This is a genomic window from Sphingobacterium puteale, assembly GCF_050986225.1.
Lineage (GTDB): Bacteria > Bacteroidota > Bacteroidia > Sphingobacteriales > Sphingobacteriaceae > Sphingobacterium > Sphingobacterium puteale.
Genome location: NZ_CP158959.1, coordinates 613,623 through 636,967 on the forward strand (window position 1 = coordinate 613,623; position 23,345 = coordinate 636,967).

23 protein-coding genes are annotated in these 23,345 nt (G+C 41.3%); 14 read left to right on the top strand and 9 right to left on the bottom strand.

The window, feature by feature from the left end; genetic code table 11:
• Positions 1 to 49: 49 nt before the first annotated feature.
• From dusB to trmD, 6 genes are all read right to left on the bottom strand, one after another.
• Positions 50 to 1,045, bottom strand: a complete 996-nt coding sequence (gene dusB, locus ABTV71_RS02435) for a tRNA dihydrouridine synthase DusB (RefSeq protein WP_121124403.1) — start codon at positions 1,043 to 1,045, stop codon at positions 50 to 52.
• A gap of 405 nt (positions 1,046 to 1,450) precedes the next feature.
• The gene (trpC, locus tag ABTV71_RS02440) at positions 1,451 to 2,233 is read right to left on the bottom strand and encodes an indole-3-glycerol phosphate synthase TrpC (protein ID WP_433902173.1); all 783 of its coding nucleotides are present in this window, start codon (positions 2,231 to 2,233) and stop codon (positions 1,451 to 1,453) included.
• 266 nt (positions 2,234 to 2,499) lie between these two features.
• Entirely contained in the window at positions 2,500 to 3,072 is a 573-nt protein-coding gene (locus ABTV71_RS02445; protein ID WP_433902174.1) for an anthranilate synthase component II, read from the bottom strand.
• On the bottom strand, positions 3,059 to 3,352 hold the full coding sequence (locus ABTV71_RS02450) for a chorismate mutase (RefSeq protein ID WP_121124409.1): 294 nt from the start codon (positions 3,350 to 3,352) through the stop codon (positions 3,059 to 3,061). Before ABTV71_RS02450 ends, ABTV71_RS02445 begins: the two co-directional genes overlap by 14 nt.
• Positions 3,349 to 4,752 carry an anthranilate synthase component I family protein gene (locus ABTV71_RS02455; protein ID WP_121124410.1) on the bottom strand — a complete coding sequence of 468 codons (1,404 nt, stop codon included), beginning with the start codon at positions 4,750 to 4,752 and terminating at the stop codon, positions 3,349 to 3,351. The genes ABTV71_RS02450 and ABTV71_RS02455 overlap by 4 nt, the downstream gene beginning before the upstream one ends.
• A 257-nt stretch (positions 4,753 to 5,009) precedes the next feature.
• A complete protein-coding gene (trmD, locus tag ABTV71_RS02460) occupies positions 5,010 to 5,687 on the bottom strand; it encodes a tRNA (guanosine(37)-N1)-methyltransferase TrmD (protein ID WP_433902175.1) in 678 nt (225 codons plus the stop codon).
• Between the two features lie 84 nt (positions 5,688 to 5,771).
• Between trmD and ABTV71_RS02465 the strand changes: the two genes are divergently transcribed.
• On the top strand, positions 5,772 to 7,403 hold the full coding sequence (locus ABTV71_RS02465) for an ABC-F family ATP-binding cassette domain-containing protein (protein WP_433902176.1): 1,632 nt from the start codon (positions 5,772 to 5,774) through the stop codon (positions 7,401 to 7,403).
• 273 nt (positions 7,404 to 7,676) lie between these two features.
• Here the strand turns inward: ABTV71_RS02465 and ABTV71_RS02470 are convergent, their stop codons facing one another.
• Positions 7,677 to 7,979, bottom strand: a complete 303-nt coding sequence (locus tag ABTV71_RS02470; RefSeq protein WP_433902177.1) for a hypothetical protein — start codon at positions 7,977 to 7,979, stop codon at positions 7,677 to 7,679.
• An 11-nt stretch (positions 7,980 to 7,990) separates the two neighbouring features.
• Between ABTV71_RS02470 and ABTV71_RS02475 the strand changes: the two genes are divergently transcribed.
• Complete coding sequence (locus ABTV71_RS02475) at positions 7,991 to 9,502, top strand: gluconokinase (protein WP_433902178.1); 1,512 nt, start codon at positions 7,991 to 7,993, stop codon at positions 9,500 to 9,502.
• Positions 9,503 to 9,518: 16 nt separating this feature from the next.
• Positions 9,519 to 10,841 (top strand): gluconate:H+ symporter, encoded by a 1,323-nt coding sequence (locus ABTV71_RS02480; protein WP_121124419.1) that lies wholly within the window; start codon positions 9,519 to 9,521, stop codon positions 10,839 to 10,841.
• Positions 10,842 to 10,916: 75 nt separating this feature from the next.
• Here the strand turns inward: ABTV71_RS02480 and ABTV71_RS02485 are convergent, their stop codons facing one another.
• Complete coding sequence (locus tag ABTV71_RS02485; protein WP_220700064.1) at positions 10,917 to 11,072, bottom strand: hypothetical protein; 156 nt, start codon at positions 11,070 to 11,072, stop codon at positions 10,917 to 10,919.
• 137 nt (positions 11,073 to 11,209) lie between these two features.
• Between ABTV71_RS02485 and ABTV71_RS02490 the strand changes: the two genes are divergently transcribed.
• The 9 genes from ABTV71_RS02490 (at position 11,210) to ABTV71_RS02530 (ending at position 20,351) form a co-directional block, all read left to right on the top strand.
• Entirely contained in the window at positions 11,210 to 12,685 is a 1,476-nt protein-coding gene (locus ABTV71_RS02490) for a TPM domain-containing protein (protein ID WP_433902179.1), read from the top strand.
• A gap of 164 nt (positions 12,686 to 12,849) precedes the next feature.
• The gene (locus ABTV71_RS02495; protein ID WP_433902180.1) at positions 12,850 to 13,455 is read left to right on the top strand and encodes a CDP-alcohol phosphatidyltransferase family protein; all 606 of its coding nucleotides are present in this window, start codon (positions 12,850 to 12,852) and stop codon (positions 13,453 to 13,455) included.
• Positions 13,448 to 14,293 carry a phosphatidate cytidylyltransferase gene (locus tag ABTV71_RS02500; protein WP_433902181.1) on the top strand — a complete coding sequence of 282 codons (846 nt, stop codon included), beginning with the start codon at positions 13,448 to 13,450 and terminating at the stop codon, positions 14,291 to 14,293. Before ABTV71_RS02495 ends, ABTV71_RS02500 begins: the two co-directional genes overlap by 8 nt.
• 35 nt (positions 14,294 to 14,328) lie before the next feature.
• Positions 14,329 to 15,360 carry a patatin-like phospholipase family protein gene (locus ABTV71_RS02505; RefSeq protein ID WP_433902182.1) on the top strand — a complete coding sequence of 344 codons (1,032 nt, stop codon included), beginning with the start codon at positions 14,329 to 14,331 and terminating at the stop codon, positions 15,358 to 15,360.
• Between the two features lie 211 nt (positions 15,361 to 15,571).
• Positions 15,572 to 16,327, top strand: coding sequence for an SDR family NAD(P)-dependent oxidoreductase (locus ABTV71_RS02510; RefSeq protein ID WP_433902183.1), 756 nt, complete (start codon positions 15,572 to 15,574; stop codon positions 16,325 to 16,327).
• Positions 16,309 to 17,694, top strand: a complete 1,386-nt coding sequence (locus ABTV71_RS02515) for a hypothetical protein (RefSeq protein WP_433902184.1) — start codon at positions 16,309 to 16,311, stop codon at positions 17,692 to 17,694. Before ABTV71_RS02510 ends, ABTV71_RS02515 begins: the two co-directional genes overlap by 19 nt.
• 95 nt (positions 17,695 to 17,789) lie before the next feature.
• Positions 17,790 to 19,496, top strand: coding sequence for a bifunctional alpha/beta hydrolase/class I SAM-dependent methyltransferase (locus ABTV71_RS02520; protein ID WP_433902185.1), 1,707 nt, complete (start codon positions 17,790 to 17,792; stop codon positions 19,494 to 19,496).
• Between the two features lie 338 nt (positions 19,497 to 19,834).
• Positions 19,835 to 20,068, top strand: a complete 234-nt coding sequence (locus ABTV71_RS02525; RefSeq protein WP_077438171.1) for a hypothetical protein — start codon at positions 19,835 to 19,837, stop codon at positions 20,066 to 20,068.
• Positions 20,052 to 20,351: a type II toxin-antitoxin system RelE/ParE family toxin gene (locus ABTV71_RS02530; protein WP_121124427.1), complete on the top strand. Its 300-nt coding sequence runs from the start codon at positions 20,052 to 20,054 to the stop codon at positions 20,349 to 20,351. The genes ABTV71_RS02525 and ABTV71_RS02530 overlap by 17 nt, the downstream gene beginning before the upstream one ends.
• 206 nt (positions 20,352 to 20,557) lie before the next feature.
• Here the strand turns inward: ABTV71_RS02530 and ABTV71_RS02535 are convergent, their stop codons facing one another.
• Entirely contained in the window at positions 20,558 to 20,683 is a 126-nt protein-coding gene (locus tag ABTV71_RS02535) for a hypothetical protein (RefSeq protein ID WP_262707638.1), read from the bottom strand.
• 168 nt (positions 20,684 to 20,851) lie between these two features.
• Between ABTV71_RS02535 and ABTV71_RS02540 the strand changes: the two genes are divergently transcribed.
• Together ABTV71_RS02540 and ABTV71_RS02545 are read left to right on the top strand one after the other, a co-directional pair.
• Positions 20,852 to 21,814, top strand: a complete 963-nt coding sequence (locus ABTV71_RS02540; RefSeq protein WP_121124428.1) for a hypothetical protein — start codon at positions 20,852 to 20,854, stop codon at positions 21,812 to 21,814.
• Positions 21,815 to 21,984: 170 nt separating this feature from the next.
• A complete protein-coding gene (locus ABTV71_RS02545) occupies positions 21,985 to 23,226 on the top strand; it encodes a hypothetical protein (protein WP_121124429.1) in 1,242 nt (413 codons plus the stop codon).
• Positions 23,227 to 23,345 lie beyond the last annotated feature (119 nt).

Consider the following 23,345-nt stretch of genomic DNA (forward strand, 5'->3'; position numbering starts at 1 on the left):
TCATATTAAAACAAATGCGGTAACTGTTAGGTTATCGCATTTGTTATTTTTAGATGAATTCAGGCATGAACGAATGTTCAATCTCATGAAGAACTTCAAGTATATCTGCTTGATTTTGAAGACTAACCAGTTTCATCCTGTATTCTTTGAAATTCGGAATTCCTTTAAAATAATTGGCGTAATGTCTCCGCATTTCGAAGATTCCTAATTTATCACCTTTCCATTCAATGGATTTGTTTAAGTGTGTTCTACAAACCTCAACGCGTTCAGCAATTGTAGGCCCCTCCAAGCGCTGGCCTGTTTGGAAGAAATGCTTGATCTCTCTAAAGATCCAAGGGTAACCAATAGCCGCACGGCCGATCATAATGCCATCCACTTCGTATTCCTGTCTCCAGGCCGCTGCTTTTTCGACTGAATCCACATCACCGTTACCAAAAATTGGAATCTGAATGCGCGGATTACGTTTGATATCACGGATCATGGACCAGTCAGCTTGACCTTTGTACAATTGTGCACGTGTACGTCCATGAATTGCGAGTGCTTTGATACCGACGTCTTGCAACCTTTCAGCTACTTCGTATACATTTTTGGTATTATCATCCCAGCCAAGCCGTGTTTTTACTGTCACAGGGAGATGAGTTGCTTCAACAACAGCTTTAGTCATCGCAACCATTTTATCAATGTCTTGCAATAAGGAAGAGCCGGCTCCCTTACAGACCACTTTTTTAACTGGACAACCGTAATTGATATCGATGAGATTCGGATTTGCTTTTGTGCAGATTTCAGCTGATTGACGCATACTTTCAATATCTCCACCGAATATCTGGATACCGATAGGTCGTTCATATTCAAAAATATCAAGCTTTTGAACAGATTTAGCTGCATCACGGATTAGTCCTTCTGAAGAAATAAATTCAGTATACATTAAATCAACACCATTCTGTTTGCATACATAGCGAAACGGTGGATCGCTTACATCCTCCATAGGAGCTAATAATAAAGGGAATTCACCCAAATCAATATTTTCACCAATCTTGACCGACATCTTCGATAATTTTTTACAAAGGTACAAAATTTGGTATTAGAATAAAGTTAGCTAACTGTCATGAGTTTAGAGGCGATTTTTTATGTATTCAGAATGCATATCGCGTAGCGCTGGTGTATTCCGCGAACCACCGAAATGGTAGCTGAAAGATAGGGCTGTTGTCGGGATTGAATTTTCCTATGAAAGCAAATATACCTTCCCAGTATTGAAGGTATATTTGCTGAGAACTGGCTTTATCTATGCATAACCTCTTTTTTTGAAAGAGCCTGTTTTCTATTGGTCAGAAAGAACCATCAGTTGATTTTCATCGCTGGTCGTGCGTCTGGTCATGAAGGTTTTTTCAAGATGTCTTTCTTGCATATAATCAGCAAGGACACTTTTATCCAGATTTGTTTTTGAATAAAATCAAATTTCTTTTACGAAATCTTTGATTGCTTTCCCTGGGTCTGTGGTTTTCATAAAATTTTCACCGATCAGAAAACTTTGGAAACCAGCCTTTTTCAATGCTTTAATTGTCTTGGGATCAGAAATGCCACTTTCGGATACTTTGATGTATTCGGATGGAATCTTATCCAAAAGATCATACGAATGTTGTAGATCGACGGTGAAATCTTTTAGGTTTCTATTGTTGACACCAATGGCATCAATATCATCGAAAAGATTGTCCAACAGTTCCTGCTCATTATGTACTTCAAGCAATACATTGAGCCCGATCTGATGGGCGTAGGCGGCAAACTCCTGAACTTCTTCCTTTTTGAGGCAGGCTGCTATTAAGAGGATAACATCGGCACCATAAGCCTTGGCTTCGGTAATCTGATACTTGTCGACAATAAATTCTTTGCGCAAAATTGGAATGCTAATAACTGCCCGAGCTTTGGAGAGGTCTTCCAAATGGCCCTTGAAAAATTCGCCGTCCGTCAGAACGGATACAGCCGAAGCGCCAGCTTCTTCATAGGCCTTGACAACATCTTCAACTTTTGCTGTACTATTGATATCCCCTTTTGAGGGAGATGCTCGTTTATATTCAGCAATAATCCCTGTTTTTTCAGGGTCTAAAATAGATTCCCGTAACGAAAGACAGGCTACGTTGAAATAGGGATAGTTCAACAGTTCCTCGAATGGAACTAAGGCCTTCGCCTTTTCTACTTCTATTCTTTTTCGTTCAATGATTTTATCGAGTATTGTCATTTGTAGTAGTAAGATATTAGTATTGAGTATTGAGATTTTAGTACTTTAAGCCTTCGGCTGACATATTTTCTCTATTTTAATTTTTTAGTATTGCAGTTTAAGTATTGAGACTTTGGTGCTTCAAGCCTTGGGCGGATGCGAAATCTCTATTACGCTTATACGCTTTTCATTGCTGTATTCCTGTACATAGGTGATCATTTACATGACTCAGTGAGACGTAGCCTCGTAAAGGTAATGTCTAAAGACTCCTATCTCAATATGCTATACTAAGATAACCAGTTTTCAATTAATTTTTTCCCATTTGTTGTTAGTACAGATTCTGGATGGAACTGCATGCCTCGCACATCATACTCCGTATGTGTCAGTGCCATGATGATACCATTTTCATCTACAGCCGTAACTTTGAGCGTGTTTGGCAAGGTATCTTTGTTTACTGCCCATGAATGGTAGCGACCTATTTTCGAATCTTTCGGAAAATCCTGAAATAGCTTTTCGGATTCATCGGTTACGATAATGCCCGTTGCAACACCATGCAGGGGTTTTTCCATGTTAAATAATGTACCGCCAAATACTTCAGCGATTGCTTGTTGACCAAGGCAGATGCCCAATATACTTTTGTGCGGCGCATAGGTGCGGATCACGTCAAGCAATAGACCTGCCTCTTCCGGAATCCCGGGACCTGGGGAAAGAAGTATTTTATCGAATACTTCCAGCTCTTCCAGTTTGAATTTATCATTTCTCAATACCACATAGTCCTGTCCCAACTCCTGGAGCAAATGAACCAAATTGTAGGTGAATGAATCGTAATTGTCAATGACAACGATTTTATTGTTGCTCATAACCTCTTGTTGTATAGTCCTGATTAAAGTAATTATCTATTTCCTGAAATATCGCCCGGACAAATTCTACGGGCAGATCAAATCTCTTTGCCAATGTTGCCTGATTGCTGCTGATATTTTTTATCCTATTCTGTTCATTATCTGTATCATCCTGCAATACTTTTGCCTTATTGAGATAGGTCTTCCGTAAGGCTAGCAATTCAACGATGCGGTTGTCGATGGTATCTATCGAAGCATTAATATGCTGGGTATTGACACAATATTCTAATGGTCTAATCATAACGTTTCTGCTAATTGTAATGCTTTTCGCAAAGCAGCTATTTTATTGTTCACTTCCTGGAGTTCCATTTCCGGATCAGAATCCAGTACGATTCCGCCGCCGGCCTGATAATGTAAGGTGTTTTGCTTGCTCAGGAACGAGCGAATCATGATGGCATGATTGAAATCCCCATTGAAACCCATAAAGCCAATTGCTCCAGAGTAGAACGAGCGTTGCAATCCTTCGTAGCGGTCAATGAGTGTCAATGCCATGTGCTTAGGAGCTCCCGAGAGTGTTCCGGCAGGGTAGGTATCTCCCACAATATCGAATGGATTGATATTATCCTTTAATACCCCTGTTACCTTCGAGACCAAGTGGATAATATGCGAGTAGTATTGTGGTTCCATATACGATTCTACTTTAACCTGGGTACAGTGTCTGCTCAGATCATTACGGGCAAGGTCTACCAACATCACGTGCTCGGAGGTTTCTTTTGGATCCTGCTTTAGCCTAGAGGCAATTTTTTGGTCTTCTTCCATGTTCCCGGTTCTCTTGAATGTTCCGGCAATTGGGAAGATCGTAGCCTGCTTGCCATGGATGCGCAATTGTGCCTCGGGAGATGAACCGAATAGTTTAAAGTCACCATAATCAAAATAGAATAGGTAAGGCGAGGGGTTAATGGAACGTAATGCGCGGTAGACATTAAATTCATCGCCCGAAAATGGGGTCCGGAAACCACGGGAGGGAACGATCTGAAAGACATCACCACGTTGGATATGTTCCTTCATCTTCTTGACCAGTTGACGGTGTTCCTCATCGCTACGATTGGAACTTTCCTCTCCCGCTAACTTGAATGTGTACTCTGGAAAGTTTTTGTTCTGGATCAGAAATTGCATGCGTTCCAGCTCGGACTCCTCATCTTCCAAAAGGTGTTCGAAGATATAAAGCTGATTACGGAAATGGTCGATGGCGATCACATATTTGTAGACGTGATACTGCATAAACGGTATTTTCCGTGCCGGATCGATAGCTGTTGTCAGTTTGATATCCTCAAAATGTTCGATGCAGTCAAATGTAAAGTACCCGAATAGCCCGTTTGAGATTAGGTTTAATTCGGCTACCGTCGAATCTTCAAAGGAATTCCTAAAGTCGGAGACTTCCTGACGCAATTCGATTTCTTGTGCTTTTTTGACAATCCGTTCATTGCCGGGATAGGTTAATGTTAACTCGCGCTCATCTAGTTGAATCCCAGCAATGGGCTGGCAACAAATATAGCTGATATTGTTGTCACGACTATGGTAGTCGGAACTTTCCAATAGCAGTGAATTTGGAAAGATATCCCGTAATCGAAGATAAATACTCACCGGTGTTGTTGTGTCGGCGAGCAGCTTTCTGCTCTGTGTTTTGAATTTATACTTCATTTTATTCTTTTATTCGCTTTGATAAATTTTATACATAAAAAAACCCGATACTGGTTAGCATCGGGTTTGGAATTTCCATAAATGGTTTTGGTTGATTATGAAATATTATGACAATACCAATTGATTCCCGATGCTTATTGCTCCAGGCCACCACCAATTTGTATTTGTATATCTTCGTGTCATTATTACACAAATTTATAAAAAAAAATAAATAAGCAAACTTTTTGTGATAAAAAAACAAAAATTCACCGTATTTCTTAATCATTTAATAAATCGGGACGTCTTTCCTGTGTTCTTTTTAGCTGTTGTTCATGCTTCCAGGAAGCGATGTTTGCTTCATGTCCACTGAGTAGAATGTCGGGTACTTTGTGCCCTTTCCAGTCTGCGGGGCGTGTATAGATCGGTGCATCGAGCAATCCGTCCTGAAAAGAATCCGAAAGTGCGGAGGTCTCATCGGACAAAACTCCGGGGATCAGACGGATAATCGCGTCTGTAACAATTGCTGCCGGAAGTTCACCGCCAGACAGCACATAATCACCCACCGAGATTTCCTTTGTCACGTATATATCCCGGATGCGTTGGTCTATACCTTTGTAGTGGCCACAGAGAATCATCATGTTACTTTTGGTCGAGAGCCCGTTGGCAATATCCTGATTGAACGTTTCACCATCGGGAGTCATATAGATGATTTCATCGTATGTCCTTTCGGCCTGCAATTGTTCAATGCACTTGGCGAAAGGTTCGATCTGTAGCACCATGCCGGAACCACCCCCATAGGGGTAATCGTCCACACTTTTGTGCTTATTTGTTGAGTAATCTCTTAAATTGTGTACATATATCTCCGCGAGGCCTTTATTCTTTGCACGTTGCAAAATAGAGTGTGCAAATGGACTTTCCAAAAGGTCTGGTAAGACCGTAATAATATCAAAACGCATGGCGCAAAGATACACAAAAATGATCCATTGTCTATTTATAAGATTGATTCGCTTATCTTTGTGGCAAATTTAAGTGTACATACAGTGATTGACGTAAATAATATTTCTGTTTCCTTTGGGGGAACGACTCTTTTTTCGGATGTATCTTTCTCGATCAATGAGAATGACAAGATTGCATTGATGGGTAAGAACGGCGCGGGCAAATCTACCCTGCTAAAAATTATCGCTGGCGTGGGCAAGCCTACAACGGGTAATGTCGCGGGCCCAAAAGACGCAATTATTGCATACCTGCCGCAGCATTTGCTGACCGAGGATAATGTAACAGTCTTTGAGGAGACCTCGAAAGCTTTCGAGGAGGTCTACGGCATGCGGGATGAATTGGAGCAGCTGAACGAGCAGCTGAATATCCGTACGGATTATGAGTCGGATGATTATATGCAATTGATTGAGCGGGTGTCGGAGCTGAGCGAGAAGTTTTATTCGATCGAAGAGGTCAATTACGATGCGGAGGTGGAAAAGGTGCTGAAAGGGCTTGGTTTTGAGCGATCGGATTTTACCAGACAGACCTCGGAATTTTCCGGAGGATGGCGTATGCGTATCGAACTAGCTAAAATATTATTAAAAAAACCGGATCTGATTTTATTGGATGAGCCGACCAACCATATGGATATCGAGAGTATCCAATGGCTGGAGGATTTCCTTGTCAATTCGGCCAAAGCAGTTATTGTTATTTCACACGATAGGGCCTTTGTCGATAATATCACCAACCGTACTATTGAGGTGACGATGGGGCGTATTTATGACTATAGAGCCAAGTATAGTCATTACTTGGAACTGCGTCAGGAAAGACGTCAGCATCAATTGAAAGCTTATGAGGAGCAACAACGTTTTATTGCTGACAATCAGGAATTCATTGATCGTTTTAGAGGTACTTACTCGAAGACGTTGCAGGTGCAATCGCGAGTAAAGATGTTGGAAAAGTTGGAAATTATCGAAATTGACGAAGTAGACACTTCAGCATTGCGTCTGAAATTTCCCCCTTCACCACGCTCGGGGCAATATCCTGTGATTGTGGAAGATCTTAGCAAAGCATATGACGATCATGTCGTATTCCAAAAAGCCAATATGGTGATTGAACGCGGAGAAAAAGTTGCTTTTGTAGGTAAGAACGGTGAGGGTAAATCAACCATGATCAAAGCGATTATGGGCGAAATAGATTTTGAAGGTACGCTAAAGATAGGTCATAATGCCAAAATCGGTTACTTTGCGCAGAATCAGGCCGCTTTATTGGATGGCGAACTGACTGTTTTTGATACCATCGACCAAATCGCTGTAGGCGATGTACGCGTCAAAATGAAAGATCTTCTGGGGGCTTTTATGTTCAGCGGGGATGACACAACGAAAAAGGTTAAAGTGTTATCCGGTGGCGAGCGAACCCGTCTAGCGATGATAAAACTGCTTTTGGAGCCCGTGAATGTGTTGATTCTCGATGAGCCGACCAACCATTTGGACATGAAGACCAAGGACATTATCAAAGATGCCTTAAAGGATTTTGATGGTACATTGATCCTTGTTTCACACGATCGTGACTTTTTGGACGGCTTAGCGGAGAAAGTATTTGAGTTTGGAAATAAGCGTGTCCGTGAACATTTTGAAGATATCAAAGGATTCCTGGAATATAAGAAAATGAACAGTTTGAAGGATATTGAACGATAGCTTCTAAATCATCGAAGTGTAAATGTAGGTGGTTAATCTATAGCAATATAATCATAAGCTACAAGTTGTTGTCCAATCCCGATATCTGTAGTACAGAAATCAGAAACTTTATCTGTAGTCTGTTGAGCTCAGCTGGTAGAGCAAATGACTTGTAGCAAGTAGGTCATTGGTTCATCTCGATAGGAGAATCAGTTATAAAAAGCGGCTTTTTTATATAAAGCCGCTTTTTAGCGTTTAAAACAAAGATCAAATCGAATATTCAAGCTTTTTCCCTTAATCCCAAAGTGTGTGAAAAATACCTTCCTGATCAATACGTTCATAGGTATGTGCGCCAAAATAGTCACGTTGTGCCTGTATAATATTTGTAGGTAATTTTTTGGATCGGTAAGCATCAAAATAAGAGGTGCGTTTATGTATCCGGGTACGGGTATCCCGTTTGAGATGGCATCTTTCAATACCTCGCGAAACTGTTGTCGGCGATGTATGAGGCGCTTTTCTCGCTTCAATTACTTCGCTGGTATTGAGTGTTTTGTTGTAAACTAACAGATAATCCGTATATTGAACTCTCCTAAACATCAATTTTATTTATGATCATTGGATTAGACATTGGGACATCATCTGCGAAGGCTGTTGCATTTGACTACGAAGGTAACATCTTGTCGCAGCATAGTATACCCTATCCCATATTAAACCCCTCAGAAGGCTGGTACGAGCAAGATCCGGAGATTGTTTATGCTGCATGTATTGAGTCTATTAGGTATGTCATGATTAGCTTAAAGCAATCTAGTGCCGAGATACCGAAACCCGTATGCATTTCGGTGAGCAGTGCTATGCACGGACTGATCGCTGTTGACTCAGCTGGAAAGCCACTTAGCCATTGCATGATATGGGCAGATCGCAGAAGCGAGGATATTGCGGTAGCCTTGGAGGCAAGTGAGACTGGCAGGCTGCTTTATCAACAAACGGGTACACCAATACATCCCATGTCTTTGCTCTGCAAATTAATGTGGATAAAGTCTAATGATCAAAAATTATTTGCGCAGTCGTACAAGTTTATCGGTATCAAAGAGTTTCTTTTTTACCGGCTTTTTGGCGTTTATGTGGTCGATCATTCCATTGCATCTGCAACAGGGCTTTTCGACATACATCAATTAACATGGTCTGATCAGGCGTTAAGATTGACGGGCATATCGGAAGAGCAACTAGCATTGCCAGTTCCGGTCAATTATATTTTAAATATGCCTAGCCGAGAAATTGCGGCCTTGATGCACATCCCTCAAGATACACCTTTTGTAATAGGTGGTAGCGATGGTTGTTTGGCTAATCTCGGGGTAGGGGCTATACGTCCTGGGGTAGCTTCTATAACTATTGGTACCAGTGGAGCTATTCGCGTGGCAAGTTCGCAGGCAAATCAAGAAAAAAAACAAAGGCTATTTACCTACCTACTGAGACCAAATGAATATATAGTTGGTGGCGCGGTTAATAACGGAGGTGTATTACGCAACTGGTTTCGAGATAATTTTTTGCATGAATTTACCCAAACGGAAACGGATGGAGATTCTTCTGCCGCGTTAAATGCTTTGGTCGACTCCGTCGTTCCCGGGGCAGAGGGCTTAATATTCTTGCCCTATTTGACCGGTGAACGGGCTCCACATTGGAATTCCAATGCAAAAGGAGTTTATTTTGGAATACAGCTGCATCACGGCAGGGCGCACTTTGCACGGGCTATGATGGAAGGGATGTTGTTTGCGATTTACAGTGTAGGGATCGCATTAGAGGAGAACACCGGCCCCATTCATACAATTTATGCAAGCGGCGGCTTAGCACGTTCATCGTTGTTGGTGCAAATGCTTGCAGACATTTTCAATAAACCTGTATTCATTAAAAATACGGTAGAAAGCTCTGCATGGGGAGCAGCATTGATAGGCTTGGAAGCATTGGGTATACAGGCGGGTGAGCCTACAGTAAAAAACAAGCAAGCGGCGGGAACACAAGATATCGAGCACTATTACAAACCGAGTGAAGAGAACCACGCCGTATATATTAAAAACTTCCAGAAATTTGAACACCTGTACCGCATATTGGAAGGTGAGTTTTAACTAGTTGTAAATTATTATGCCTCTAATCATCGTTATTTTGGGAGTAGCTTTACTACTTCTTTTAGTCACTGTCGTCAGGTTAAACACGATATTTTCATTACTGATAACATCTGTTGCGGTCGGTTTTGCTATGAATATGAATGCCGTCGATATCCTTAAATCTGTTGAAACCGGAGTGAGTAGTACTATGGGCCAGTTGGCGCTTTTGTTGGCCTTCGGGTCTTTACTGGGTAAATTGATGGCGGAGGGGGGCGCTGCAGAAAAGATTACAACGAAACTAACGGCAGTATTTGGCAGAAAGAACTTACCTTGGGCAATGGTTCTCACGGGCTTTTTAGTAGGAATTCCTTTATTTTACAATGTCGGCTTTATCGTCTTGGTACCGTTTGTTTTCATGGTATGTGCTTCCAATAAGATGCCCTTGCTTTACGTAGCTATTCCACTGCTGGCAGCGCTGTCCGTGACGCACGGTTATTTGCCACCGCATCCGGGAGCTACAGCCATAGCGGTTACTTACAATGCGGATATAGGGTTGACAATGGCCTATGGCATTGTGGTGGCAATCCCTGCCATAATTATCGGTGGACCACTCTTTGGCAGGATGCTTAAGCGTATTCCGACCAACCCACCTGCCGAGTTTTTTCCTGAGCACAATCAAGCAGATAAGAAAGAGCTTCCCGGATTTGCAATTAGTATATTTACGGGACTGTTTCCAATAATTTTAATTGCTTTTGGTTCATTTGCACATCTAATATTCCCAGAAGGCTCCGCTTGGCTGACGACACTTCGTTTCTTGGGTGACCCGGTGGTGGCTTTAATGATTGCATCTCTGGTGGCGATGTACACGATGGGAATCCGCCAAGGTAAAAGTTTGCGGGAGCAGTCAGAAAGTGTGGAAGAAGCAATCCGTGGGATAATGATGATCCTTTTTATCATTGCAGCATCAGGTGCCTTCAAGCAAATTTTGGTAGATAGTGGTGTCGCGAACTACATCGCTGACTTAACCGCAGACCTTAGCCTGTCGCCTCTTGTGCTTGCCTGGTTAATAGCCGGTATCATTCGCCTCGTTATCGGTTCGGCAAGCGTTGCTGGACTCACGGCAGCGGGCATTATGCTCCCCATTGTGCAAGCGGGAGAGGTTACTCCTGAATTAATGGTGCTAGCGACCGGAGCGGGCAGTCTCATGTTCTCACACGTCAACGATCCAGGGTTTTGGATGTTTAAATCTTATTTTGGAGTGAGCGTGAAGGATACGTTTCGCTCTTGGACGGTGATGGAAACGCTTGTTTCTGTTATTGGATTGATCGGTGTCTTGATTTTACACTGGCTTGGTCATTGACAGCGAAGGAGAAAATAATTTTTAAAGTTGCCGCAAGACCAGCTCCATTGACCATCGCTATAAAATAAATATGGTTCATTTTGAGGGCTGCTTGGTTTTAGATTCGCCACCGGGAAGGAATAAGTCACCCACCTTTAAATCGGCTTTTGTACCATGATAAAACTGTCCCTTATCAGAAGGTGGCTGTCGAAACCGCAAGGCGAACCCCGCATTCTCGATTGCCTTTTTCATCAAACGAATATTGAATTATATAGACCCATAATCGGTTGATTATGGGCTTTTTTTTGATGAAAACCTTTGTTTGATTTTTTTTTCTTAATATCGTGACAATGAACCAAATTTTTGTTGTTTGAGTTATTCTGACAAATATGCATAGATCACAACAGCTTTATCTATATATCTTATTTTGCCTGAGTTGCTGCTTGGGTGTCGGGCCTGTTTTTGGCCAATATACAGTTGATAATATACCTAGCCCAAAGCAGAAAGGACAGGACTATTTTGTCTCCAATCCTGATGGGATTCTGTCTTCGGGTACTGTGGCTGAATTGGATGGTTTATCCACACAGATTGAAGCTGCTACCAAAAGTGAGTATGCCATTGTATTGGTCAATGACTATGTGGGTGAGAGCGATTTTGAATTTGCGTTGAAGCTATTTAATACCTGGGGTATCGGTAAGAAGGAAAGCAATAATGGTCTATTATTGTTTATTGCCAAAGACCGGCGGGAATATCGCTTTATTACAGGTTATGGCATGGAAAGCACCTTGCCTGATGCCTATCTAAAACGAATCGGCGAAAAATATCTGGTACCTAATTTTCGAAATGGGGATTATGATCAAGGCGTGCTGGAGGCTTCGCGGTTTATCAAAACCATTCTGACATCACCTGACAGTAGGGCCGAACTGGAACGTTTGATGCCTGAAGCAACTCCAATTTGGAGTTTAAGAAGTCCTATCTTAAGAAATTCGCTTTTGGTACTGGCTTTATTTGTCATCTGCTATATCTGGCTGGGTGAGGTGACCCGTGCGATCAAGGGAAAGCTGACAAAAAAAAGTAAGTATTTTCCACCACTGGTGAGCGGTTGCGGTTGTATGGGAATGCTGATGTTTGCCAGTGTATTTATATGTGCTTTTGCGCTGAACAACTTCGAAGTTGTTTATCAATGGAAGAACCTACCTTATTTTGTTTTTATATTTGGCAGCATTACGCTGGCGATGAAATATAATGCGAGCCGCACAGAGATTGTCAATTCCTACCGTGATGAAGAGAATATCCAACAGGCTTTGCGTAAGTTTCGCGTTTGGGGACTTGTCCCTTTATTGTTAAGTCCTTTGGCACTTTTTGATCTTTTTGGAATAAATAAACGTATCCGAAGGAATGAACTTCGGCTGACTCCCCCGGATGGCTCGGGGCGTTGGTTGCGCATGAATAAGGATGATGTGGCTACCCGGGAAAGCGTATACTTGGATCAAGGACAGCTCTTGGAAGAAAAAATCGGCAGCAGGTCTTATGAGATCTGGGTGGATCAGACAAGCAATGAGACTAAGTTGGTTCCTTGGGATGAAAATGCAGGGTATATAGATTGTCCACAATGTCATTACCGTACGTTTGAAACGGGACTTACACATACGATCCGTTCCGCAACTTACAGTTCGCAGGGGTTGGAGGAACGTTTTGATAAATGTAAGAACTGTGGTCACCGTGTGTCCCATGGCGAGCACAGCATACCTGTTAAAGTACGCTCTTCATCAAGCAGATCTGGTGGGGGAGGCTCTAGCGGTGGCGGCGGCGGAAGTTTTGGTGGCGGTTCGTCCGGTGGCGGTGGGGCTGGCGGAAGATGGTAATTCCTAATTTAGGGGCAAAAAAAAGGTTTTCAAACGGGGAGAATGAAAACCTTAAATAACCAATTATAAACCTAAATTATGATGACACAAATATAGTGTATTTTTTACACTATCAAAATTTTTTTTTAAAAAAAATAAAAAAAAGTAAGTTACATAGCGCATATATGATTTCTGTTTATAAATTAAAACCAAAGTTCCAGCAGTTATTGATGCCGGTTCTGAGCTTTTTGAATCGAAAAAAAATAACGGCCAATCAGATTACGGTTGGTTCGGTGGTCTTGTCTCTGGTCATTGCGATCTTGTTCTGGAATGCAGACTGCAGCTCAATTTTATTTCTGGTATTACCGATTGGTTTATTATTGCGCATGGCTCTCAATGCACTGGACGGGATGATGGCCCGCCTTTTCAATCAGACGAGTAAGATGGGGGAAGTCCTGAACGAGGTGGGCGATATTGTTTCTGATGTCCTGATTTTCTTTCCCTTGCTGAAATTTCATCCCGAGAGTTTATATCTGGTGGCAGGTTTTATTGTTTTGAGTGTCATCAACGAATTCTGCGGACTGATCGGAAAAGTTGTTGCCAATGATCGTCGTTATGATGGCCCTATGGGTAAAAGCGACCGTGCACTGTTGCTGGGGATATACGGAATTTTGAGTTTATTACATATTTCGATTACTGTATTTTCGGGCTATATTTTTGCTGTGCTATGTTTGTTATTGGTCTTGAGTTCCATGACGCGATTGAGAAAGGCATTGGTGGTAAATGAGTGAAGTATCCAATCCGAAAGACAAGTTTGCTGACGTACCTGTCCGAGTCAGAAGCTGGGGCTATATTGTGCTTGTACTGGCGATTGCCTTCGTTCCGCAAATAACATCATGGTTGTTTGTTTGCTGGCTTAGCTTCCAGGGCATGCGCGAATTTATGAAGATGTTTGTGCCCAATTTTAGTCTTGCATTGCCCTTTGCTATTGTACTTGCTCTATTGCAGTTGATCCTTTTAACCTACTGTTCATATAGCGGCTATCTATTCTGGGCGACACTATTGTGCTTAGGGATTGGGTTGTTTTTCTGGCTGGGACAGAAAACAGCGATGGGTGCTGCTATCGGAATGACCTTTGGAACAGCTGCCTGCCTACTAGCATTCAGCCAGCTGGCTTTTATCCGGGCAGTAGAAATTCATCAAAATGAGTGGATGGGATTGCGGCTTGTGGCCTATATCATCGTTTTAACGGAACTGAACGATGTATTCCAATACCTCATGGGTAAATTCTTTGGTAAACGAAAGATCGTTCCGCGCATCAGCCCAAATAAAACTGTTGCCGGATGTATCGGCGGTATCGGGCTGACGGTAATATTGAGTAATATCTTGGGCTATCTGTTATTGCCATTTGGAGATTTTATCCGCTTTTCGTTGCTAGGTCTGCTCTTCGGTGTTTTAGGATTTTGCGGTGATGTGCTTTTATCCTTTTTGAAACGCAGGACGGGAGTCAAGGATACGGGGACATTAATCCCCGGACATGGTGGCTTATTGGATCGGATAGATAGCCTGCTGTTTAATGCGCCTGTTTTCTATGGTTTGATTTGTTGGATAGAAATGACGAATTTGTAAGTAAAACCAGAATCTCATATCTAATATATCGCGAAATGAATTATCAACGGGCAGTTTTATTTTCAGGAGGCGGTACTCGTTTTGGCTTGTACCTGGGTATGTATGCCGCGTTGGAAGAACTGGGACTAAAACCAGACCTACTAATTGCTAGTTGTGGTGGATCATTGGCTGCTGCGATTATTCAGGCTTTTGCAAGGGATTCAGAGCGGAAATCCTATCTCCAGTCCGAAGAGTTTTATCGCTTCTTCTGTGGACATCAGCTTACGGAGCAGCGTCATCTTGGCAAATTGGGTTGGTATGTGCTAAAAAAGCAGTGGGAAAAACGCTCCGCTCCTTATCTGGAAGATGTCTTTGATCGTTATCTGGTCAAGATGAATCATGATCTTTCGCCCTTATTACCGACTTTGAACCGACCATTTTCGGAGGAAATACCGTCGATTATTATTGGTTCGAAAATGCTTTTTGACCGCTCAGCAGTTGGGGAGAGACGCGGCGAACGTAAGCTTTATCAGAAAATCCTGATGGGGAATACAATTGCACTATCAAACGTAAATCTAGATAGCATCCAAATCCAAGGTGTAAATTATGATAAAAGTGCCGTTGCGCCAACAATAGCAATAAATTCGACAGTAACATTGTTGGAGGCTGTTCGTATTTCGATGTCCGATATGTTTTATATTGAGCCTGTACAGCGGAAGGGGGAATATTATGCCGGCGGAGCCATTGATCTGGTGCCTGTGGAGCTAGCGCAGTCATTGGCGGCGGAAGTGATCTGTGAGCGGAAGCAGCCATATAAACTGCAGGAAGAAGGATTGGTCAGAGCGGTATTGGGCTTTAGCGGAAACCAACGCCTGCGGGATATTGATCAGCAATTCCAGAAAATCCGATGGATCGATACAAGGGATGCTGCAGAGCAGCTGGCAGGAAACTATTGCAAAAAAGGTATAGATTGGCGTAGATTTGAAATAACATTGTCACTTCCGACAGGTCTGGATGAATTTGCGGCTGCCATGGAAGCACAATGGAACTATGGATATCGTAAGACGATGGAGCTGCGCATGACCTAGTACACAATGTTTCGAAATACGAGGAGTTAAGAAGACATTGTACAAGTGGAGCGATCATACACGCTGTACATAAATTATAAAGTTCAGTGGAGTTTGGAAATGTTTATCATTTAATACTGGACTGTTTTAGAATTTAGTTGACAGAAATAGAAGGATTATTTGTTTGCAAGATAGCCCGGACAGCGGGTAATATTAGCACTATTTTTTTATTATGAAGGTATTTATCGCAGGCGGAACAAGCGGAATAGGCTTGGCACTAGCACAAAGCTACCTCCAACAGGGGACTGAAGTTGCGGTATGTGGTCGGAACCTGTCAAAGTTATCTCATCATCCAGCATACGATGCGCTCATCAAGTTTGAAGTGGATGTATGTGATCGGCATGCTTTGGCTGATGCCGTTCATTCCTTCTGTCATCAGGGGACATTGGATCTTTTTATCAATTGTACAGGAAGCTATGCCGATGACGTGGCACAACGCATCAGTTACGAAGAGGCAAGTGCAATGCTCCAGGTTAATATGCTCGGGACGATCAATTGTTTTGAAGTCGCCCGCGAAGTCATGCGCGGACAATCAAAGGGGCAGATCGCAACCATAGCATCCATTTCGGGGACGCTGGATTTTCCGAATTCAAGTTTGTACAGCAAAACAAAGCGGGCAGCAATCCAAGTGGCTGATGCTTATCGGCGGGCATTGCTTCCGTATGGGATTGCCGTGACAGTCATCGCACCGGGGTATGTGGATACAACCAAGCTCCGTCAACTTAATCAGCAGGATCTCTCCAAAAAGCCCTTTTTGATCAGCGTAGACGATGCCGCACAACGCATTTTAAAAGCCATACAGCAAAAGAAAGAAATCGTGATTTTTCCGAAGCGTATGAAATGGCTGATGGGATTTTTAGGCCTGCTCCCCCATGTATTATTAAGTAAAATCATGTTTAGGAAAGCCAAATGGATGAAAAACGATTAAATAAGTTAGGGGGGCAGCTCCTTGTTGTCATCTATTGCCTGTTACTTTTTCAACTTACCTATTCTTATACAGCAGCCTACGCCTCTAGTTTAGCTGCGGTACCTTCCTTTGTATTCGATTTTGAACAGCATATTCCGTTCATTCCCTGGATGATCTTGCCTTATATGAGCAGTGGACTGTTTTTTTGCCTCGTGCCGTTTTACTGTCGACAAAAAGGGGAGCTCCTGTGCTATGCAAAGCGATTTACGTTTGTCACCCTGATTGCTGTACTATGTTTTCTTCTTTTTCCGCTGCGGTTTTCTTTTGACCGACCGCAGGTCGAAAATCTTTTATTTACCAATTTCTTTTCCTTCTTAGAGAAATATGATTCACCTTTTAATCAGGCGCCCTCCCTGCATGTCGCTTATGCCTGTCTTTTTTGGTCGGTGCTGCGCTGGAAGTTCAACGGATGGAAGAAAATAATCTTGGGCATCTGGCTCTTGATGATGGGACTAGGGACATTGACGGTATATCAGCACCATGTGATCGACCTATTGACAGCTTGCCTACTGGTTCAGGTCAGTTTTATCCTCTTTCCGAACGCCATTGAACAGCAACATAATTCACCGCAGAAATCAGGTTTTTATACCCAAAAACTTGATAGTCGTCTTCCGGCGATCCGGAACCAACAAGTAACGAATAGTTATTACCTCATTGGGTGGCTATTCATGCTACTGGCACTGCTCTGCGAGGGATATTTATTGCTGCTGATTGCTTTTGCTTGGGTAGCCTTCGACTGTTTTGCAGTTGGTTACAATTACCTATGCGGTAATACAGGTTTTTTGAAGGATAATCGGGGTCGAATCCCGTTGATAAAGAAAGTATTTTACGCTCCTTACCAACTTGCATACTGGTTGATGTGGCGTTTTTTTAGAAAGAGAAATAATCCACCGCTGATGGAGTTACTGCCACGCTGTTATGTGGGGCCAAGGTTGGACGCATCGGAACTAATAGCTTTGGGACTGGATCGCAATCTGGTGGTTTTTGACCTCGCAGCTGAGCTGGAGGACGTAAAACTCTTAGGGACCATGGAAAAGTATTATTCTTTTCCTTTGCTGGATATCGCGAAGGTCGATGTGGAAGATGCGCATCTTATCATAGACGCCATGCTATCTGCTTACCGGAACTTGGATGAGCATGAAAATATGGTCATTCATTGTACGATGGGCTATAGTAGAAGTATGATTTTTGCTATTCTGATAATGCAGGAATTATTATCTTTAGATTTAAATAAAGCTATTGATCGAGTGAAGTCGATCAATAGGCATATGGTACTGCGGGCTCATGCGATCCAGTTGATGAAAATTATCGTCGCTGGCCGATCCTGATCAAAAAGGTGGCTTGGTCTTTGTTTTTAATAGCGACAGCTGAATAGATACAGAAATTACATGCCCATTGTATAGATGGAATAAATTATAAAAAGATGAAATCAGGTTATTTTAAGAGTTTCGATCAAGGGGAACTGCTATATCGTGTTTGGAATTATCAAAAGGGACAAAAGACTTTGGTTGTATTGCACCGTGGGCATGAACATTCGGGACGCCTGCAGGAGATGGCTACCGATCCACAGTTTGCCGATTATTCCATCTTTGCATTTGACCTGCGCGGACATGGTTATACCAAAGTACCGGTATCGCCCGTTTTCATGGATAATGTGCGCGATCTGGATTGTTTTGTGTCCTATATCCGCCTGGAATATGCGGTTGAGACAAAGGATGTTTTCGTCATCGCCAATAGTATTGCTGGGGTCATTGTGAGTGCTTGGGTACATGATTTTGCTCCTCCGATTGCAGGTATGGCTTTATTGGCCCCTGCCTTTGAGATTAAACTGTATGTACCATTGGCCAACCAGATGATTGCGCTTGGAACCAAGCTGAAAAAGGACCTTGTTATCCAAAGCTATGTCAAGGCGAAGGTCCTGACCCATGATGTCGAGCAACAACAGGCTTATGATGCTGATCCCCTAATCTCAAAATCCATTAACGGCGCTTTATTGGTCGACTTATTGAAAGCCGGTGAGCGTATCGTTGAGGATGCTGCCGCAATCGATATTCCTGTGATTGTGCTATCCGCCGAAAAGGATTATGTGGTTAAAAACTCGGTGCAAAAGCAATTCTTCGTGTCCATTGCTTCTAAGCTGAAGACATTTATTACCCTACGTAATTTTTATCATGGTATCCTGTTTGAATCCAACAGGAAGAAAGTCTATACCTATTTAAAAGATTTTATTACCAAAGCCTATGCAAGGCAAAAGCCTGAACAGGGGCTGGAGCCTGACGAGTTTTCGGTAAAAGAATATGAAAAATTGTATCATAAGGTGATGCCTGCGGCTGAGAAGCTAAACTATGCTTTTCAGAAATGGACTTTAGGCAAGATCGGATCATTGAGTCATGGGATGAACTTAGGGCTTCAGTTTGGTTTTGATTCAGGAATTTCATTGGATTACGTCTATCGCAATGAGCCGAAGGGTAGGTTGGGGTTAGGGAAAATCATTGATAAAGGATACTTGGAAGCGATCGGCTGGAAAGGGATTCGTATACGTAAACAGCATCTATTATGCCTATTGGAAGAGAATATTGCGCAGGTCAAGTCTACGGGGCGACCTGTGAAAATCTTGGATATCGCTGGCGGCACCGGAAATTATTTATTTGACATCAAAGAAAAATACCCGGAAGTGGAGATCGTGATCAACGAGTTTCTATTGCCCAATATTGCAGTGGGGGAGAAAATCATCAAGAAGAAAGGGCTCCAGGGAATACGTTTCACTAATTACGATTGTTTTGATACCGAGACTTACAACAAACTGGATTTTGTACCTAATATTGTGGTGATCTCCGGTATTTTCGAATTATTTGGCAACAATGAAATGGCGAGCAGGGCGGTACATGGCGCGACTTCCATTTGTGAGGAAAACAGCCATCTGGTCTATACCGGACAACCATGGCATCCGCAATTGAAAATGATCGCTTATGTGTTGAACAGTCATCAGAAGAAAGACTGGGTCATGCGCCGACGTTCGCAGAAAGAACTGGACCGGATTATGGCGTATAATGGGGTGATCAAGGAGCGGATGCTTATTGACGATTATGGGATATTTACCGTTTCTTCGGGAGCTGTGAAGGTCGGATAATCGTGTTTTCGAATGATCTGTAGACAGAACCGTAGCCAAGTAAGTTGTTGAATTTCTTGTAGTTGTGTTAAATAGGATGGGGGTCAAATTGCGCCAAATTTATAGCTTTCAGGTTATGGATTTGGCGCAATTTGATCCCCTGTTTATTGTTCTTATTGCAGATATGATGATATAATGGTAGTACTGAGGGTCCTGATCACCGCTTGAGGCTGAGATATAGGATTGTATATAATGAGTTTCTTAAAATTACTGTTGAAACTTTTGAAGATGAAGTTTGTAAAACATTGAGCATAAACTGGAAGAAAATTGCTAAATTTGAATAGTAAGTGTTAAAAGTTATGAATGCACAGACCTTAAATAAAAAATTAGAATTAATTCAATGGTTAGCGACGTTGGAAGATAGTTCTATTATCGAAAAACTACTAAAGTTTAGGGAAGAGGAGGTAAAAGACTGGTGGGATTCGGCTTCTGAGGCAGAGAAGATTTCAATTGAAAAGGGCGTTCGCGAGGCAGATAATAAAGATCTAAAAAATCATTCTTCAGCTCGAAAGATCTATGAAAAGTGGTTATAATATTCTATGGACTCCAAATGCATTAAACGAGCTAGAGAAGACAATAGAATATCTTGAAGAGAACTTTAGCGAAAAAGAGATCAGAAAATTAGCTCAAAAGATTGAAAAGATCGCAGTATTGATTTCTCAAAATCCTTATATTTTCCCTAAATCTGAGCGTCAAAATATCTATAAAGCAGTTATTCTGAAATTTAATACGATGTATTATCGTGTGCGAAATGATAACGTAGAGATTATTTCGTTCTTTTCAAATAGACAAAGCTTGACAAGAAGAAAGATATAGCAGTTATATACAATAGGCTTCACCTAACCTATATTACTTTTTTTATAAATCCTAATTCAACTTTTATTTCCGGCGGAAATGTTTTTCCTTAAAAAATTCCAAAGAAATGGAATTTCCTGCACTGAATTGATCCATACTTTCTTCAATACATCTTTCGATATGCTTTGGAATACGAATTCCCTTAGATTCGAAGGCTCCTTTAAAGCTTAAAAAATTGCTTTGACCGTTTCGGGCTGTACCTGATATTCAGTATGTGTTGTAGAAGCTTCCATAATGATGATATTGACTTTAACAAAGCTGCTGAAATTATTGGTCTCTTCTTTTCTATTCATCAGCAATCATAGAATAATTTATTTAAAAATTTTATAATTGTATAGATTATCTTTATTTTTGTTTTGAAATATCAAATAATGGTTAGAGTAGTGCTTCATGGTACAAGTCAACCTAGTGATGTTTCGAACGAGTGATAAAATTATAAACCAATATAAATTTTTAAGATTATGAATAATGTTGTGAATGGTAGCGGCGGGTTAAGAATTGAAAATAATGGGCCAGTTACCAAAAATGAAAATCAGAAAACAACGAACCATATCTATCTCCATCCTGGAGAACGAAGTGGTGAATTTGAACGATGGATGCGTGAAATTGGCGGATTGCTCCAAATAGATCGAGAGTATTCGGCGTTAAAACCACTTTTAGATCTTATTGTTGCGGTTTTGGAACCTGACCGGATTTTTCTGATACCGCATCCTGCTATTGAAAAGTGTGATGTCAAAGCCTGTATGGAGATTATCTTGATACTTGATGGCTGGGAATATGATTTAAATCGGAACGAGCCAATTGTAAGAAGTATCCTTGAGCTCGTTTGCTTGAGGCAAAGTATTATTGTGTTTAATCTATTTGCAAAGAAAGAATGGGAGAAAAAACTGGAGAAAGAATATTATTACTATATGGCGCATTGTCGATCTAAATTTCTGGTGTTTTCGGGCAATCCATATCGTTTGATCGATTCAGAGGATAGCTCGATAGAAAATTCAAAAGAAATCTTTTCCGGTAAATTTAATAACCAAATTACGAAAACAGAGCGGTTTCTGGAAAAATGTAAAACACTGTTATCGGACGATGAAGTTATTCCAGATCTAGCCTATGCCCTTATATCATCATGTCTAAAACAGATCTACAGCCTAGTCATTAGTACTTTTTCGTTAGATATTCCAGTTTTAAGCGGAACCTGTAAAGAACTCGAGGAAATGGCTGCCAGAGTGCTGCCACAATTGCGGGGGCAGATCAAGAAAAATATTGATAATTATCCAACGTTAGATGTGCTTGATTTCGAGAATTTTGAAGATGATAAATTGCGCATGAAGAGTCGCATTCCCGATATGGTGGAACTTGAACGTTTATTAGACATTGCTAAAATTGCTTTTGAGCAGAAGATGGTCGTATTATTTGGTCGTGAATAAACTTTGTAGTAGATAATAAGGCTGTAGTATCAAAGCTGTATAAATTCATGGGTGACATATTAAGCTTTTCACCACTTATCGTGGCGATCCTAAAATAAGAATTCTACAGATTAATAAAGGATCTGCGCTAAAGCAGATAAATACGTCGACAGTTAAATAAAATCAGCATTATGGAAAATCAATATTTAAGAAATCCTGAGGATGAATATGAAATCCCATGGTTTTTAGTAGGAGGGGGGATTTTCGAGTCTATTCAAGATGATACTTTTGAATCCTTTAACGAGAAATTATGGAATATATTGATCGCTTTAACATCAAAAAATAAAAAAGATGAAGAGGAACGAAAGCAATTAGTTGCGCATCTAGATAAGGTTATATTGATGGTCAAGGGCTGTCATTATTTTTTACACCATAAAAAGCGGTTAAATTATGAGGAAGAATGGATCGATATAAAATGGTATAAAAACCCATATAGGTGCAGTAAGAATTATCGGCCAAAAAGGGATAAAAAACTCAATCATCATTTGGCCCATTTTGAATACCCGTTTACAAAACTCTCCAGAAAAGAGATCCAAAACTTCCCAAAGGCCTTTAAGAATTTTTTTTCGAAAATGGATCTATCCTCTTGGCTTAATCTCCTTGGTGATTGGAAAAACTGTTTACTGTACGACGAAAGCTTAGTTGAGTGGATGGTAGATGATGCCCCACTAGAAACCTATGAACAATTGTTAAAACTACATGAGGCAAGCATTGTGGCATACAATTGGGCTGAAGCTGATTATCCTCCACCCAATAAGCATTTAATTATAGATTATTTGCTATCCAATTATGTCGATAGCTATCGCAGTGCAAGTCCCTATAAACGGATTGAGCAAATTTTTTATGAGAAGAATTATACAGATCTCCGTGAAGGTATCGTGAGTTTATATCCATTACAATCTTCTGAAAATAAACCGCCCAATATAGAGATTGATGATCTACGATACACATTGAGATGGTTATTGGAGACTGGTTGGTTACTGTTGCAAACAGACTATTTTCCGGAGGACTGGTTGGATCCGGATGCAGCTAACTTTTTACGATGTCCAATCAACAAAGAGGAATTATATTTCTGGAGGCCTAAATCGCTGAGTAGTAAAGAACAGAAAAATCTGAGAAAAACATTGTCCAAATTATATTATGGAATTGATGTGCGGAAAAATATTTCCGTCGTAGATGGGCGAATCATTTTCCAATATGAGCGTGGATGGTCGGCAGGAATGGTGGAAGAAGAGCTAGAAACTCGTAATCGACTTCTGAAGACATTGGATATATTAACGTTGGTTTTATTGGATTTATGCAAGCGTAGAACAAAGCCCGAAGGTATTTGCTATCCACCTGAGAAAACTGAGAAAGTTGAAGAAAAAGAATGATGATAGTATCAAATGATACTATCATTAATCAGCCTAAAAGTAGTTAATGCTTAAAAAATTTTGATAGTAATCGTATCAAAAATACTGCTATCCCAGCTGAACAAACAAGAAAGTCAGCT

What these genes read in the sequence shown, in the direction of transcription:
- trmD (WP_433902175.1), bottom strand. Translation starts at nt 5,687, where the DNA reads ATGCGTTTTGATATTATTACGGTCTTACCAGACCTTTTGGAAAGTCCA.
- ABTV71_RS02525 (WP_077438171.1), top strand. Translation starts at nt 19,835, where the DNA reads ATGAATGCACAGACCTTAAATAAAAAATTAGAATTAATTCAATGGTTA.
- ABTV71_RS02475 (WP_433902178.1), top strand. Translation starts at nt 7,991, where the DNA reads ATGATCATTGGATTAGACATTGGGACATCATCTGCGAAGGCTGTTGCA.
- ABTV71_RS02545 (WP_121124429.1), top strand. Translation starts at nt 21,985, where the DNA reads ATGGAAAATCAATATTTAAGAAATCCTGAGGATGAATATGAAATCCCA.
- ABTV71_RS02445 (WP_433902174.1), bottom strand. Translation starts at nt 3,072, where the DNA reads ATGAGCAACAATAAAATCGTTGTCATTGACAATTACGATTCATTCACC.
- ABTV71_RS02520 (WP_433902185.1), top strand. Translation starts at nt 17,790, where the DNA reads ATGAAATCAGGTTATTTTAAGAGTTTCGATCAAGGGGAACTGCTATAT.
- ABTV71_RS02495 (WP_433902180.1), top strand. Translation starts at nt 12,850, where the DNA reads ATGATTTCTGTTTATAAATTAAAACCAAAGTTCCAGCAGTTATTGATG.
- ABTV71_RS02450 (WP_121124409.1), bottom strand. Translation starts at nt 3,352, where the DNA reads ATGATTAGACCATTAGAATATTGTGTCAATACCCAGCATATTAATGCT.
- ABTV71_RS02515 (WP_433902184.1), top strand. Translation starts at nt 16,309, where the DNA reads ATGGATGAAAAACGATTAAATAAGTTAGGGGGGCAGCTCCTTGTTGTC.
- dusB (WP_121124403.1), bottom strand. Translation starts at nt 1,045, where the DNA reads ATGTCGGTCAAGATTGGTGAAAATATTGATTTGGGTGAATTCCCTTTA.
- ABTV71_RS02500 (WP_433902181.1), top strand. Translation starts at nt 13,448, where the DNA reads ATGAGTGAAGTATCCAATCCGAAAGACAAGTTTGCTGACGTACCTGTC.
- trpC (WP_433902173.1), bottom strand. Translation starts at nt 2,233, where the DNA reads ATGACAATACTCGATAAAATCATTGAACGAAAAAGAATAGAAGTAGAA.
- ABTV71_RS02505 (WP_433902182.1), top strand. Translation starts at nt 14,329, where the DNA reads ATGAATTATCAACGGGCAGTTTTATTTTCAGGAGGCGGTACTCGTTTT.
- ABTV71_RS02470 (WP_433902177.1), bottom strand. Translation starts at nt 7,979, where the DNA reads ATGTTTAGGAGAGTTCAATATACGGATTATCTGTTAGTTTACAACAAA.
- ABTV71_RS02510 (WP_433902183.1), top strand. Translation starts at nt 15,572, where the DNA reads ATGAAGGTATTTATCGCAGGCGGAACAAGCGGAATAGGCTTGGCACTA.
- ABTV71_RS02490 (WP_433902179.1), top strand. Translation starts at nt 11,210, where the DNA reads ATGCATAGATCACAACAGCTTTATCTATATATCTTATTTTGCCTGAGT.
- ABTV71_RS02455 (WP_121124410.1), bottom strand. Translation starts at nt 4,752, where the DNA reads ATGAAGTATAAATTCAAAACACAGAGCAGAAAGCTGCTCGCCGACACA.
- ABTV71_RS02480 (WP_121124419.1), top strand. Translation starts at nt 9,519, where the DNA reads ATGCCTCTAATCATCGTTATTTTGGGAGTAGCTTTACTACTTCTTTTA.
- ABTV71_RS02530 (WP_121124427.1), top strand. Translation starts at nt 20,052, where the DNA reads ATGAAAAGTGGTTATAATATTCTATGGACTCCAAATGCATTAAACGAG.
- ABTV71_RS02485 (WP_220700064.1), bottom strand. Translation starts at nt 11,072, where the DNA reads ATGAAAAAGGCAATCGAGAATGCGGGGTTCGCCTTGCGGTTTCGACAG.
- ABTV71_RS02540 (WP_121124428.1), top strand. Translation starts at nt 20,852, where the DNA reads ATGAATAATGTTGTGAATGGTAGCGGCGGGTTAAGAATTGAAAATAAT.
- ABTV71_RS02535 (WP_262707638.1), bottom strand. Translation starts at nt 20,683, where the DNA reads ATGAATAGAAAAGAAGAGACCAATAATTTCAGCAGCTTTGTTAAAGTC.